The sequence below is a fragment of the Labrys sp. E2SS-1L genome, from assembly GCF_057073705.1.
On the sequence record NZ_CP172713.1, the window covers coordinates 607,702 to 620,999 of the forward strand.

The 13,298-nt window shown below is 64.4% G+C and carries 11 protein-coding genes; 7 read left to right on the top strand and 4 right to left on the bottom strand.

Features of this window, described 5'->3' with window-relative positions; all coding sequences use genetic code 11:
• Positions 1–106 precede the first annotated feature (106 nt).
• The 3 genes from ACIGJE_RS28495 to ACIGJE_RS28505 are packed head-to-tail and all read right to left on the bottom strand — an operon-like array spanning position 107 to position 3,776.
• Positions 107–1,750, bottom strand: coding sequence for an ABC transporter substrate-binding protein (locus ACIGJE_RS28495; RefSeq protein WP_483681066.1), 1,644 nt, complete (start codon positions 1,748–1,750; stop codon positions 107–109).
• Between the two features lie 50 nt (positions 1,751–1,800).
• Positions 1,801–2,784 carry an ATP-binding cassette domain-containing protein gene (locus ACIGJE_RS28500; RefSeq protein WP_483681068.1) on the bottom strand — a complete coding sequence of 328 codons (984 nt, stop codon included), beginning with the start codon at positions 2,782–2,784 and terminating at the stop codon, positions 1,801–1,803.
• A complete protein-coding gene (locus tag ACIGJE_RS28505) occupies positions 2,781–3,776 on the bottom strand; it encodes an ABC transporter ATP-binding protein (protein WP_483681069.1) in 996 nt (331 codons plus the stop codon). The genes ACIGJE_RS28500 and ACIGJE_RS28505 overlap by 4 nt, the downstream gene beginning before the upstream one ends.
• Positions 3,777–4,422: 646 nt before the next feature.
• Here ACIGJE_RS28505 and ACIGJE_RS28510 point away from each other — a divergent pair.
• Positions 4,423–5,214, top strand: a complete 792-nt coding sequence (locus ACIGJE_RS28510; protein WP_149249866.1) for an aspartate/glutamate racemase family protein — start codon at positions 4,423–4,425, stop codon at positions 5,212–5,214.
• Here the strand turns inward: ACIGJE_RS28510 and ACIGJE_RS28515 are convergent.
• Entirely contained in the window at positions 5,161–5,886 is a 726-nt protein-coding gene (locus ACIGJE_RS28515) for a GntR family transcriptional regulator (protein WP_483681071.1), read from the bottom strand. The genes ACIGJE_RS28510 and ACIGJE_RS28515 overlap by 54 nt on opposite strands.
• 127 nt (positions 5,887–6,013) lie before the next feature.
• On the opposite strand from ACIGJE_RS28515, the gene ACIGJE_RS28520 reads away from it, so the two are divergent.
• The 6 genes from ACIGJE_RS28520 to ACIGJE_RS28545 all read left to right on the top strand — a co-directional run bounded on the left by ACIGJE_RS28520 (position 6,014) and on the right by ACIGJE_RS28545 (position 13,293).
• Positions 6,014–7,033, top strand: a complete 1,020-nt coding sequence (locus tag ACIGJE_RS28520; RefSeq protein WP_311944508.1) for an ABC transporter ATP-binding protein — start codon at positions 6,014–6,016, stop codon at positions 7,031–7,033.
• A 283-nt stretch (positions 7,034–7,316) separates the two neighbouring features.
• A complete protein-coding gene (locus ACIGJE_RS28525) occupies positions 7,317–8,888 on the top strand; it encodes an ABC transporter substrate-binding protein (RefSeq protein WP_311944510.1) in 1,572 nt (523 codons plus the stop codon).
• 327 nt (positions 8,889–9,215) lie between these two features.
• A complete protein-coding gene (locus ACIGJE_RS28530; RefSeq protein WP_149249863.1) occupies positions 9,216–10,181 on the top strand; it encodes an ABC transporter permease in 966 nt (321 codons plus the stop codon).
• Positions 10,178–11,101 (top strand): ABC transporter permease, encoded by a 924-nt coding sequence (locus tag ACIGJE_RS28535; protein ID WP_483681073.1) that lies wholly within the window; start codon positions 10,178–10,180, stop codon positions 11,099–11,101. Before ACIGJE_RS28530 ends, ACIGJE_RS28535 begins: the two co-directional genes overlap by 4 nt.
• 15 nt (positions 11,102–11,116) lie before the next feature.
• Positions 11,117–12,316, top strand: coding sequence for an amidohydrolase family protein (locus ACIGJE_RS28540; RefSeq protein WP_311944513.1), 1,200 nt, complete (start codon positions 11,117–11,119; stop codon positions 12,314–12,316).
• The gene (locus ACIGJE_RS28545; RefSeq protein WP_415086168.1) at positions 12,313–13,293 is read left to right on the top strand and encodes an ABC transporter ATP-binding protein; all 981 of its coding nucleotides are present in this window, start codon (positions 12,313–12,315) and stop codon (positions 13,291–13,293) included. Before ACIGJE_RS28540 ends, ACIGJE_RS28545 begins: the two co-directional genes overlap by 4 nt.
• The last annotated feature ends 5 nt before the right edge of the window (positions 13,294–13,298 follow it).

Here is a 13,298-nt window from a genome sequence, read left to right on the forward strand (position 1 = left end):
GGCCCACCCTCCCCGAAGCCGGGGAGGGATCGTCGCGCTTTGCCCGTCTCGGCGTCGATGCGCGAACACCGAAATCTCGGCGGCGGCGACTGGACGAAGGTTGTTGCTACTGCTTGGTGATGCCGGTGAGGTCGAACCAATGTTGCGGCGCCAGCACGAAGCCCTTCACCTCGGGCCTTGCCGCATAGACGGAGTCGGCCGTGTAATAGGAGGTGAAGGCCATGTCGGTGGCGATGGCGTCGCGCACCTCATGCAGCTTCTTGTCCATGGCCTCGGCCGAGGCGGACCCGCGTGCTTCCGACAGCAGCGTGTCGATCTTGGGATTGTTGTAATAGCCCGAATTGCAGCAATTGGGCGGAAGGGCGGTGGTAGCAACCATCTGGTCGAGCCAGGCGAAGGTGCTCTCGCCCCAGGAGGCCGAGGTCAGGCCGGTGCCCTCGCGCATGCCCTTCGACATCATCTCCCAGAAGGTGTTGTTGTCGAACATCTCGATGCTGGCCTTGATGCCGATCTTCTCGAAATCGCGCTGCAGCCATTCGGCGTCGCCCTTGGTGTTGACGTCGGCGCCGGCGCCGAAGGTCCAGTCCATCCGTGTAGTGAAGCCGTTGGGATAGCCGGCCTCGGCCAGGAGCTTCTTGGCGCCTTCGGGATCGTAGTTGCAGTCCTTGTAGGCCGGATCGAAGCCCGGACCGCCTGGATTGAGCACCCCATAGGCCGGACGTGCCAGGCCCTTGCGCTGATATTTGGCCATGTCGTCGCGGTTGATCGCCATGCAGGCGGCCTTGCGCACGCGGACATCCTTGAAATGCTCGTCCTTGTGGTTGAGCCAGAGCACATAGATCATCGGGCTCTGGCCCGAGATGATCTGGATGCCCTGCTGCTTGAGGAAATCGAGGGAATCGGGGGAAGGCGTGCCGATCACGTCCACCTCGCCGCCGACTAGCGCCAGTTCACGCGTGGCGACTTCGGGAATGCCGCGCAGGACGATCTGGTCGGCCTTGGGCTTGCGCGTCGGATCCCAGTAATTGTCGTTGCGGGCGATCACCAGCTTCTCGCCCACCACCCTTTCCACGAATTTGAAGGGGCCGGTGCCGATCGGGTGCTGCTCGATCTTGTCGTTGCCATAGGTCTCGACCGCGGTGGGGCTGATCATGCGCGGCGCGCCGGAACCGCCGGCGGCCATGCGGCGCAGGAATTCGGCATTGGGCTGCTTGAGATTGATCTTGAAGGTATAGTCGTCGACCACCTCATAGCCGGCGAGGTCCTGCCACATCCAGCCCATCAGGCCAGGGGAGACGGGCTGGAAATATTTGAAATTCTTGTCCGTCATGCGGTCGAGATTGAACTTCGCCGCCTGGGCGTTCCAAGGCGTGCCGTCATGGAACTGCGCGCCCTTGCGCAGATGGAAGGTATAGCTCTTGCCGTCGGGCGAGACGTCCCAGCTCTCGGCCAGGGCCGGCACGATCTTGGGCGCGACGTCGGGGCCCTTGGTGAGATCCTCCTCCACGAAGGTCTCGAACAGATGGCGCACGACCTTGAAGGTGTTCCAGGTGCGCGAGGCATGCGGGTCGAGGCGGCTGAAATCCGATTCCACCGCGAAGGTGATGGTATTGCCGGCCGCGAACGCCTGCGACGTGCCGAAGACCGCAAGACCGCCGGCGACCAGTGCCGCCGCCGTCACGCCGGCGCGCAGCAGGCCCTTCCAGGATCTGTGCGGCCTCGTTCGTTCGTTGCGATGATTTGTCGTCATGATGGTTCCCCTCGTGATTTTTGATTGTCGTTGGGATGGTGTCTGGACGTTCAGGGCCCGCTATGGCGGAAACAGGCGACCCTCCTTTCGCCGGTGAGAGCCGTCAGTGCCGGTGCCGATCGGGTGCAGGGCTCGAAGCGTTCGGCGCAGTTGCCGGCATAGATGCAGCCCGATCCCGTGAGCCCGGCCGTGCCTTCCAGATCCTCCGCCCGCTCGGCCGCCTGTTCCCAGCGTGAGTCCTTGCGCAGATGCAGCACGGTGCCGAGGAAGTCGCGGGTGAAGGGATGAAGCGGCTCGGCATAGACCTGCTGGCTGCTGCCCTCTTCGAGCACGCAGCCGCGATACATCACCATGGTGCGGTCGCAGAACTGCTTGACGATCTTCAAATCGTGGGAAACGAACAGGAAGGTGAGATCGAGCTTCTTTCTCAGCTCCGCCAGGAGGTTGAGGATCTGGGCCTGGATCGAGACGTCGAGGGCCGAGACCGGCTCGTCCAGGAACAGGAATTCCGGCTCGAGCGCCAGGGCACGCGCGATAGCGATGCGCTGGCACTGGCCCCCGCTATATTCGTGCGGATAGCGATAGGACTGGCGTGGATCGAGGCCGACGAGTTCGAGCAGTTCGTCGACGCGCCGGTTGGCGGCCGCGGTCGCGACGCCGAAATTGAGCAGGGGCCGGGCGATGTTCTCAGCCACCGTGCGCCGCGGATTGAGCGATTGCAGCGGATCCTGGAAGACGATCTGCAGGCGGCGGCGATATTGCCGCATCTGCTCGCGCGAGAGGGTGCGCAGGTCCGTGCCGCCATAGCGCACTTCGCCGCTGTCGGGCTCGACCAGACGCAGGATGATGCGCCCGAGCGTGGACTTGCCCGAGCCCGAGCCGCCGACGCAGCCCAGGATCTCGCCCTTGGCGATGGTCAGGCTGACATCGTTGACCGCCTTGGTGCTGGCGGCGGGCCGGCGGAACAGGCCGCCCTTGCTGACGGTGAAGGTCTTGTTGACGGAGCGCACCTCGATCAGGGCAGGGCGGGTCATTGCGGCCCTCCCGCAGCGGCGAGATGGCAGCGCACCATCCGGCCCGGGCCGGCCGCACGCCACTCCGGCAGCTTCTGGTGGCACAGTCCGATCGCCTGGTCGCAGCGCGGCGCGAAGCGGCATCCGGACGGCGGCGCCAGCAAATTGGGCGGCTCGCCCTTGATGAAGGGCATGGTGTCGGCCGGGGCATCCGGATCGGGAATGGAGCGGATCAGGGCCTTGGTATAGGGATGCAGCGGCTCGGCGAGGAGCTCGTCGATCTCGCCGGCCTCCTGGACATGGCCGCCATACATCACGAGGACGCGGGTGGCGATGGCACGCACCACGCCGATATCGTGGGTGATAATGACGATCGGCAGGCCGGTTTCGCGGCTGCGCTTCTTCAGGAGCAGCAGGATCTTGGCCTGGACCCCGACATCGAGGGCCGTGGTCGGTTCGTCGGCGATGAGAAGCTCGGGTTTGCAGGCCAGCACCATGGCCAGGCCGATGCGCTGGCACATGCCGCCGCTGAGCTGGTGAGGGTAGCTCGCCAGCACACGCGCGATGTCGGGAAAGCCGACTTCCTGCAGCGCCTTGGCGGCGGCGGCGCGGGCACTCTTGCGGCCGAGGGCCGGATCATGCCGCATCAGCGTTTCAACAAGTTGGAATTCGATGGTGAAGGAGGGATCGAGCGAGGCGCGCGGGTTCTGGAAGATCATGCCGATGGTCTTGCCGCGAACCGTCTCCATCGCCGTCTCGTCGAGGCTGAGAAGGTCGCGTCCGCCGATCTCGATCGAGCCGCCGAGATAGCGCCCGGGCGGCGAGGTGATCAGCCGGATCAGCGAGAGGGCCGTCACGGTCTTGCCCGAGCCGGATTCGCCGATGATCGCCAGGATCTCGTTGCGATGGAGATCGAAATCGACGCCATCGACCGCCACCACCATGCCTGCCGGCGTGGCAAACCCGGTCTTGAGATTGCGCACCCTGAGGACGGGGTGGTTATCGCCATCCATCGACATCTCCCTTGCAGGCGGTTCTGTCGGATACGATTCAAAGCCTCACATGTATACAATTATGTGTCAACAATGAAATTCAATCTATGGATGTATTGCATCCGAAAGGCCGAGCGCGCCGAATTCACGGACTTTCGCGCCGCTGGCTAGGAGGCGGGAATCCTCCCCGGACTTTGGGGAAGGAACGATTGTGCTCCTTAGGACATTCGCAACAATAGGTGCCTTGTTTGATAGGTGATACCGCCCCTCACCCTTACCCTCTCCCCGTAAGAACGGGGCGAGGGGGCGCAAGCGCTGCGATTGATTCTCAGTTCGGTCATCTCGCTCCACGATTGGGCGAGATGCGATGCTCCCAGACCAAAGTACCCGCTCGAAGTCCCCCTCGCCCCGTTCTTACGGGGAGAGGGTAAGGGTGAGGGGCAGCACAATGCGGAAAGAAGCGTTTTATTCTTGAACGTTCCCTTCCCACCAAGTGGGGATCCCTGATCCGATCCGGCGCCAGAGGCCCGACCGTTCGGACTCATGCGCCGGACGGCGTGGGACTGTCGATGCGCATCAACGCCATTGACGCTCGTTGGAAATCACATAAAGATACAACATCGTATACAATACTAAGAACAAGATATTCCGCCGCCTGAGGAAGCCCATGCGCATCAAGCTGATCAATCCCAACACCACGGCATCGATGACCGAGGCGATGCGTGTCAGTGCCTGCGCCGTGGCTGCGCCCGGCACCGAGATCGTCGCCGCGACCTCGCGCTCGGGGGCGGCTTCGATCGAGGGCCATTTCGATGAAGCCATGAGCGTCATCGGCCTGGTCGACGAAATCCGCGACGGGCCGCCGGCCGATGCCTATGTCATCGCCTGCTTCGGCGATCCCGGCCTGCTGGCGGCGCGCGAGATCACCGACGCTCCGGTGATCGGCATCGCCGAGGCGGCCATGCATGCGGCCGCCTTCGTGGCCACCGGCTTTTCCGTGGTCACCACGCTGGAGCGCACGCGCATCATCGCCGAGCATCTGGTGCGCAATTACGGCATGCAGCATCATTGCCGCCGCGTGCGGGCGACGGAACTGCCGGTGCTCGAGCTCGAACAGCCGGGCACGCGGGCGCGCGACGTCATCCTGGCCGAATGCCTCAGAGCGCTGGAGGAGGACAAGGCCGGGGCGATCGTGCTCGGCTGCGCCGGCATGGCGGGCCTGGCCGACTATCTCGAGGACAGGCTGCAGATTCCGGTGATCGACGGCGTCTGCGCAGCGGTCAAATTCGCCGAGGCCCTGGTCGGCATGGGCCTCAAGACCTCCAAGCATGGTGATCTCGCCTACCCGCTTGCCAAGCCCTATGCCGGCAAGCTGGCCGCCTACGCGCCCGCCGGCTGGCGGGGGTCAGCCCAGCGGCCGGAAGAGCGATTTGAAGTCGATGCGGGCCGGAACGTCTGACAGGTCGACCTGGGCCTCCACGTGGCGCAGATGGTGCTCCATGTTGCGGGCGGCATCCTCGCCATCGCGCTTGGCCAGGGCATCGACGATGCGCTTGTGTTCGTCATAGGCGCAGGGAACTGCGCCGGGGGATTCATAAAGGGCGATCACCAGCGAAGAACGCGAGACGAGCTCATGCACGAAATCCTTGAGAACGTCATTGCCGGCCAGGGAGGCGAGTTCACGATGAAAGTCTCCCGAAAGCTGCAGCCGCCGGCGCTTGTCGCCCTGTTCCTGGGCCCGGGCCTCGGCCTCTACCGCGGCCCGCAGCCTGGTGATCTCCGCATCGCTGATGGTCGCGGCCAGGCGGCGGATCAGGATGCACTCGATCTCGCGCCGCGCTTCGAACACCTGCCGGGCCTCCTCTACCGAGGGCCGGGCCACGATCGCACCCTTGTTGGGAATGAGCTCGACCAGCTTCTCGTGGGAGAGCTGCTGCAGGACCTTTCGGATCAGTGTGCGGCTGACGCCGAAGGCCGTGGCGAGCGCATCCTCCTGCAAGGGGGTCGCCGGACGAAGCTGATGGTTGATGATGGCCGAATAGATCTCCGAATGGATCCGCTCGTCAGCCCGTCCGCGGCGCTTGGGGGCAGCAGGCACTTGCTTGGCGAGAAGCCCGGACGATGGAGGCATGGTGTGGCCTTGCGATTTGACTCTAGGGAGGAAAACAAGTGTATTCTACATTGTATATTATCGAGTTGGAAACAACCTCTGTTGCGGCGGCCGCAGCCAAGGCGCGACGCCCTGATTGCGAGGCGGCATGACCAGCGCGCACGATGAAGCAGGCAGGGCGACGCCGTTGCCTCCGCCGGTGCTGGAAGTCCGGGGCCTGCGCATCGAATTTCCGGTGCGTACCGGTACGCTGGTCGCCATCGACAATGTCTCCTTCGATATCGCACCGGGCGAGATCCTCGGGGTGGTCGGCGAATCGGGCGCGGGCAAGTCGATGACCGGCAATGCCCTGATCGGGCTCCTGCAAGCGCCGGGGCGTATTGCGGCCGGCAGTATCCATCTGAGTGGCGAGCGCATCGACAACCTTCCTCCCCATCGTCAGCGCTTGATCCGCGGTCGTCGCATCGGCGCCATTTTCCAGGATCCGTTGACGAGCCTCGATCCGCTGTTCACCGTCGGGCGCCAGCTGACCGAAACCATCCGCACCCATTTTCCGGCCCTCGGTCGCGAGGAGGCTCGCAGCCAAGCGATCCGCCTCCTCACCGAAGTTGGAATCGCCGATCCCGTCAATCGTTTCGAGCAATATCCCCACCAGTTTTCGGGCGGCATGCGCCAGCGTATCGTGATTGCTCTGGCGCTGGCGGGGGAACCGGAGCTGATCATCGCCGACGAGCCGACGACGGCGCTCGATGTCTCGATCCAGGCCCAGATCCTCGCTTTGCTGAAGCGCCTGGCGCGGGAGAAAAACACGGCCATCATGCTGGTGACCCACGATATGGGGGTGATTGCCGAGATCGCCGACCGGGTAGCGGTGATGTATGCCGGCCGCGTGGTGGAGATCGGCCCGGTGGAGGCCGTAGTGCAGCGACCGAGCCATCCCTATGCAGCCGGCCTGATGGCTTCGATTCCCTCGTTGGGTCGCCAAGTCGAGCGTCTGGCCCAGATCGATGGGGCGATGCCGCGCCTGGGCAACTGGCCGAAAGGCTGCGCCTTCCATCCGCGCTGCCGGCAAAACGGGCCGCGCTGCCAGGCCGAGAGTCCCCGGCTCGCCAGTGCAGGCGCCACCACGGCGGCCTGTTTCTTGCATCAAGGCGGTACGACGCTCTGACGATCGCGAGGGAATGCTGTTTCCCGCGTCGTCGAAACTCGTCTCCAACGTCGTCGTACAAGATTGTATACTCGATATAGTACAAATTTGTAGACGGCTGTTGCCGCTTATGGAATGATCGCAGTGCCCGATCCGAGGATGGGCAGGGGAATGGATCGTCTGCGGCGAACGGTGTCACCGACCGTCCGACAAGCAGCCGGTCGCTTGGTGACGAAGCGCGAGACAACAACAAAGCCGCGCCGTCGTGACCGCTGACGAAGGACCGTTTAACCGGGAGATATCCGTGAAGACCTATTTGAAGATCCTGCTGATCGCTTCGTGCGCCGTGCTGGCCACGGGAGCAGCCAGCGCCAAGACGCTGCGCTTCGCCGAAGCCCAGGAAATCAGTTCCATGGACCCGCATGCGGCGCGAGACGACTTCACGCTCAGCCTGCTCAGCAATGTCTATGAAGGATTGGTGCGCTGGAATAAAGACCTCAAGCTCGAGCCGGCTTTGGCCGAGAGCTGGGAGGCCGTTTCGGACACCGAGTGGCGGTTCCATCTGCGCAAGGGCGTCAAGTTCCACAATGGCGACCCCTTCACGGCCGATGACGTGATCTTCTCCTTCGAGCGGGCGGGCGCGCCGGGCTCACCCTTCGCCGGCCTGCTTGAGCCGATCGCCAAGATCACCAAGGTCGACGACCATACGGTGACGGTGACGCTCAAGCGCAAATATGCGCTGCTGCTCAACGATTTCGCCGGCTGGTACATCCTGGACAAGAAGTTCCAGGAATCGGTCGGTGCCACCAAGCCGATCGACCTGTCCTCCAACACCGGCGGCGCCATGACCACCCAGGGCATCGGCACCGGGCCGTTCAAGCTGGCTTCGCGCCAGCCCGATATCCGCACCGTGCTGGTCAAGAACGAGGACTGGTGGGACAAGCCCCAGCACAATCTCGACGAGATCGTCTACACACCGATCACCAATGCCGCCACCCGCGTCGCCGCCCTCTTGTCGGGCGAGGTCGACTTCATCCGCAATGCACCGCCCCAGGACGTGGACCGCATCGCATCGACACCCGGCATGAAGATCATGCGCGCGCCGCATCTGCGCTCGATCTTCTTCGGCATGGACCAGCAGAGCAAGACGCTGCCGGGCAGTGGGGTCGAGGGCAATCCGCTTGCGGATGTCAGGGTGCGCAAGGCCATCTACCAGGCCATCGATATCGAAGGCATCAAGCGCAGCATCATGCGCGGCAATTCGCGCCCGACGGCCGTGCCGCTCGCGCCCGAGCTGCCCTTCTACGACGCCAGCCTGGACGTTCGCTTCCCCTATGACGTGGCGGCCGCCAAGGCCCTGCTGGCGGAAGCGGGCTATGCCAAGGGCTTTACCCTGCCGATGGATTGCCCGGCCGGCTCCTTCATCAATGACGAAAGGATCTGCCAGGCCACCGTCGGCATGCTCGCCAAGATCGGCATCAAGGTCCAGTTGACTATGCACACGCCGGTCCAGACCGATACCGAACTGCCCGCGGGCAAATATTCCTTCTACATGCTGGGCTGGGCCGGCCTGCCTTCGATCGATGCCTACAACATCATGTCGGCGACGATCCACACGCCGACCGGCGATCTCGGCACCTGGAATCCCAAGGGCTATTCCAACCCCAAGGTCGACAAGCTGATCGAGCAGATCGGTACCGAATATGATCCGGCCAAGCGTCAGGCCATGATCTCGGAAGTGGTGAAGATCCACCGCGACGAAGTCGGCAAGATCATGCTGCACCAGCAGTTCCTGACCTGGGGCATGAGCGACAAGGTCAATGCCGTGGTGCCCGCCGACGAGTATACGCGCTTCTGGTACTACACCATGAACTGAGGCGCCTGCCGCATCTGCTCCGGCCTTCGCTTTGCCGCATGATGTTTTTTCCGGGTCCCCCGAAACTGTCCGGCATCATGCGCAAACGGAGGGGCGGTATCTCCCACCGCCCCTCCGCAAGTTCCGAGCCGCGCTGACGAGGTAGCGCCGCACCTCACCCTACCTCGCTTGGCTCTTGCGGGGAGAGGGTAGGGGTGAGGGGCAGCACAATCCGGATTCACTACCGTTGGGCCGCAGACTTCGTCCAATTTTTCGCATTGATGCATCTTCCTCATCGAAGAGCCGATGGGCTCTTCCGGAAAATGCGCCAGGGATCGAGAGACCCTCATGATCTCCATGCTCGCAACTCGTCTCACCAGCGTCATCCTGGTCATGCTGGTCGTCACCGGGTTGTCCTTCTGCATCTTCAACTTCCTCGGCGACCCCGTGAACAACGTGCTCGGCGTCAATGCAACGCTGGCGCAGCGCGAGGAATTGCGGGCCGCCCTCGGCCTCGACCAGCCGACGATCGTGCAGTTCTGGCGTTTCGTCGAACGGGCCGTGGTCGGCGATTTCGGCGTTTCCTACCGCAACAGGCAGCCCGTCCTCGACCTTATCCTCACCCGCCTGCCGGCGACGCTGGAGCTGGTCTTCGCGGCGACCCTGACCGCCCTGCTGGTCGGCATTCCCATGGGGGTCTACACGGCCTTGAGGCCGCGCGGCTGGCTGAGCCGCCTGTTCCAGATGGGCTCGCTGCTGGGCATTTCCATGCCGCAATTCCTGATCGGCATGCTGCTGATCCTGGTCTTTTCGGTGGAGCTGCGCTGGCTGTCGGCCTTCGGGCGCGGCGACACGGTGCGGATCGGCTGGTGGACCACCGGCTTCCTCACGGTGAGCGGCCTCAAGGCCCTGATCATGCCAACCATCACGCTCGCCGTCTTCCAGGTCTCGATGATCATGCGCCTGATCCGCGGCGAGATGCTGGAGGTGCTGCGCTCCGATTTCATCAAGTTCGCCCGGGCACGCGGCCTGTCGGACCGGGCGGTGCATCTCACCCATGCGCTACGAAACAGTCTGTTGCCGGTGATCACCATCGTCGGCCTGCAGATCGGCTCGCTGATCGCCTTCGCCATCGTGGTCGAGGCAGTGTTCCAATGGCCGGGCATGGGCCTCCTGATCCTGCAGGCGATCGAGTTCGCCGACTTTCCGGTGATGGCGGCCTATCTCGCCTTCGTCGGCTTCAGCTTCGTGCTGATCAATTTGATCGTCGACCTGACCTATCTGCTGGTCGATCCGAGATTGAGGGTGAAATGAGCCAACTTGCCGCCATCGTCAGAAGCGTGGCTGCCAGCGAACTCGCCTGGCGCTTTCGGACCTCGCCTGCCGTCATCATAGCCACGATCATCTTCGGCCTTCTGGTGCTATGCGCGGTCTTCGCCAACCTGATCGCACCGCATGATCCCTTCGATCCGGCCACCCTCGACATCATGGATGCGCGCCTGCCACCGGTCTGGTCGGAAGGAGGGAGCGCGCGCTATCTGCTCGGCACCGACGAGCAGGGCAGGGACATCCTGTCGGCGATCTTCTACGGCATGCGCGTCTCCCTTCTGGTCGGCGTCGCAGCGGTGCTGTTCTCGGTGACGCTGGGGGTGATACTCGGCCTGCTCGCCGGCTATTTCGGGGGTTGGGTCGATGCCGTGATCATGCGCCTCGGCGACGTGCAGCTCTCCTTTCCCACCATCATGATCGCCTTCTTCATCGATGGCGTCGCCAAGATCGTGATGCCGGCGGCGCTGCGCGAGGACATGCGCTTCTACGTCGTCATCCTCGCCATCGGCGTCGCCGACTGGGTACAGTTCGCCCGAACCGTCCGTGCCACCACTATGATCGAACGCCGCAAGGACTATGTCGCTGCCGCGCGGATCTCCAAGGTGTCGAGCTTCAGGATCGTGCTCTCCCATATCCTGCCCAATACGATCGGGCCGGTGCTGGTGCTCGCCACACTGGGTCTCGGCGTCGCCATCCTCACAGAGGCGATCCTGTCCTTCCTCGGGCTCGGCATGCCGCCATCCCAGCCCTCGCTCGGTACGTTGATCCGCGCCGGAAACGACCTCCTGCTGTCCGGCGAATGGTGGATTTCGCTGTTCCCCGGCGCAGCGCTCGTCCTGCTCGTCCTTTCCGTCAACATCGTCGGCGACTGGCTGCGCGATGTCCTCAATCCCCGTCTTCGTTGATGCCCGAGTTGTGAAATGACCGATCTTCTTCTCGCCAATATCCGCCCGGACGCCAGGCAAAGCGCCGACATCCTGATCCGCGGCGGCCGGATCGCCGCCATCGGCCGCGATCTCGACCGGCCCGAGGGTGTGCCGGTGGTCGACGGCAAGGGGGCCATCGCCATCGCGCCCTTTGTCGAGGCGCATGTCCATCTCGACAAGATACTGTGGGGCCTGCCCTGGCACTCCATCAACGTGCCGCCATCGCTCCGGGCGATGATCGACAACGAGGTCGCCATCCGCAAGGATCTGCCCTGGGGCGTGCCCGAGCGTGCCGGCAATCTGATGCGGCGCTGCGTGGAAATGGGCTCGACCCATATCCGCAGCCATGTCGATATCTCTACCGGCTACAAGCTCGACAATCTCCATGGTGTCCTGGAAGCCTGGGAGAAAGTGAAGCATGCCGTCGGCCTCGAACTCGTCGCCTTTCCCCAGACCGGCCTGATGATCGACCCCGGCACCGCGGAACTGATGGAGGCAGCTCTGGACGAAGGCGCTTCCGTCATCGGCGGTATCGACCCTGCCACCATCGACGCCGACCCCAAGGGCCATCTCGACACCATCTTCGGCATCGCCAGCCGGAAGGGTGCCAAGATCGACATCCATCTGCACGAGCCGGGGGAGCTCGGCTTGTTCGAGCTCGGCATGATCGCCGAGCGCACGCGGGCGCTGGGCATGCAGGGGCGGGTGGTCGTCAGCCATGCCTTCTGCCTTGGCGACGGCCCGGCGCACAAGGTGCAGCGCATGATCGACGTGCTGGCCGAAGCGGGGATCGGCATCATTTCCGCCGTGCCGGGCGAGATCGGCTTCCCGCCGATGTTCGAGCTCGCCGCGCGCGGCGTGCGCTGTGCCGTCGCCTCGGATTCCCTGCGTGACACCTGGAACCCGCACGGCGACGGCGACATGCTCGACCGCTGCTGGCTCCTGGCCTACCGCACCCATTGCCGCACCGATGCGGAGCTGCTCAGGGCCCTCGACATGGGCACGCGCCGCGGCGCCGACCTGCTCGGCCTGGAAGGCTATGGGCTCGAGGTGGGCTGCGAGGGCAGCCTCGTCCTGATCGCGGGCGAGAACCTGGCGCAGATCCTGGTGGATCGTCCGGCGCGCGCACTCGTGGTGAAGCGGGGCCGGGTGGTGGCCGCCGACAATCAATGGATCGACGGCGAGGTGCCATGAAGCAGGACAACGCCGCCGCGCTGGTCGAGGTCACCGATCTCTCCAAGATCTTCGACGTCTCCGCGCCCTTCCTGCAGCGCGTCGTCACCCACGCCGGCCGCAAGCTGGTGCGGGCCGTCGACGGCGTGAGCTTTTCGATCCCGCGGGGCACCACCTTCTCGATCGTGGGCGAGTCCGGCTGCGGCAAATCCACCATCACCCGCCTGATCGCCGGGCTGGAGGCGCCGAGCGAGGGCCGCATCGACTTCGTCGGCCAGGGCGGCAAGCCGGTACACTTGCAGATGGTGTTCCAGGATCCGGTCGGCAGCCTTAATCCGCGCTGGCGCATCGGGCGCAGCATCGCCGAGCCGATGCGGCATCTGCCGCGGGCCGAGCGCCGTGCCCGGGTCGGTGCCCTGCTGTCGACCGTCGGGCTGGCGCCCGGTGACGGCACCAAATATCCGCATGAGTTCTCCGGCGGCCAGCGCCAGCGCATCTCCATTGCCCGCGCCTTGGCTGCCGAGGCCGAATTGCTGCTTCTGGACGAGCCGACCTCCGCTCTCGACGTCTCGGTCCAGGCGCAGGTGCTCAACCTGCTCAAGGACCTACAGCAGCGCCTCGGCCTGACCTACCTGTTCATCAGCCATAATCTGTCGGTGGTGCGCTTCCTGACCGACCGCATCGGCGTGATGTATCTCGGCCGCCTGGTGGAGGAGGGGCCGGGCCGCACCGTGTTCGACAGGCCGCGCCATCCCTATACGCGGCTGCTGCTCGAGACGATCCCTGATATCGAAAACCCCAACCGCGACCGGGCTCCCCTGGCCGGCGACCTGCCGAGCCCGCTCAATCCTCCGCCGGGCTGCGCCTTCCATCCGCGCTGCCCGCTGGCCATGGAGATCTGCAAGCGCGAGCGGCCTGAGATGCGCATGGTCGAAAGCGACGTGCGCGTCGCCTGCCATGCGATCGATGTCGGTAGCGGGCAGCCGGCACAGGTTTGAAGCGC

Coding starts and splice junctions, on each gene's coding strand:
- ACIGJE_RS28535 (WP_483681073.1), top strand. CDS start 10,178: ATGAGCCAACTTGCCGCCATCGTCAGAAGCGTGGCTGCCAGCGAACTC.
- ACIGJE_RS28495 (WP_483681066.1), bottom strand. CDS start 1,750: ATGACGACAAATCATCGCAACGAACGAACGAGGCCGCACAGATCCTGG.
- ACIGJE_RS28510 (WP_149249866.1), top strand. CDS start 4,423: ATGCGCATCAAGCTGATCAATCCCAACACCACGGCATCGATGACCGAG.
- ACIGJE_RS28515 (WP_483681071.1), bottom strand. CDS start 5,886: ATGCCTCCATCGTCCGGGCTTCTCGCCAAGCAAGTGCCTGCTGCCCCC.
- ACIGJE_RS28500 (WP_483681068.1), bottom strand. CDS start 2,784: ATGACCCGCCCTGCCCTGATCGAGGTGCGCTCCGTCAACAAGACCTTC.
- ACIGJE_RS28530 (WP_149249863.1), top strand. CDS start 9,216: ATGATCTCCATGCTCGCAACTCGTCTCACCAGCGTCATCCTGGTCATG.
- ACIGJE_RS28540 (WP_311944513.1), top strand. CDS start 11,117: ATGACCGATCTTCTTCTCGCCAATATCCGCCCGGACGCCAGGCAAAGC.
- ACIGJE_RS28545 (WP_415086168.1), top strand. CDS start 12,313: ATGAAGCAGGACAACGCCGCCGCGCTGGTCGAGGTCACCGATCTCTCC.
- ACIGJE_RS28520 (WP_311944508.1), top strand. CDS start 6,014: ATGACCAGCGCGCACGATGAAGCAGGCAGGGCGACGCCGTTGCCTCCG.
- ACIGJE_RS28505 (WP_483681069.1), bottom strand. CDS start 3,776: ATGGATGGCGATAACCACCCCGTCCTCAGGGTGCGCAATCTCAAGACC.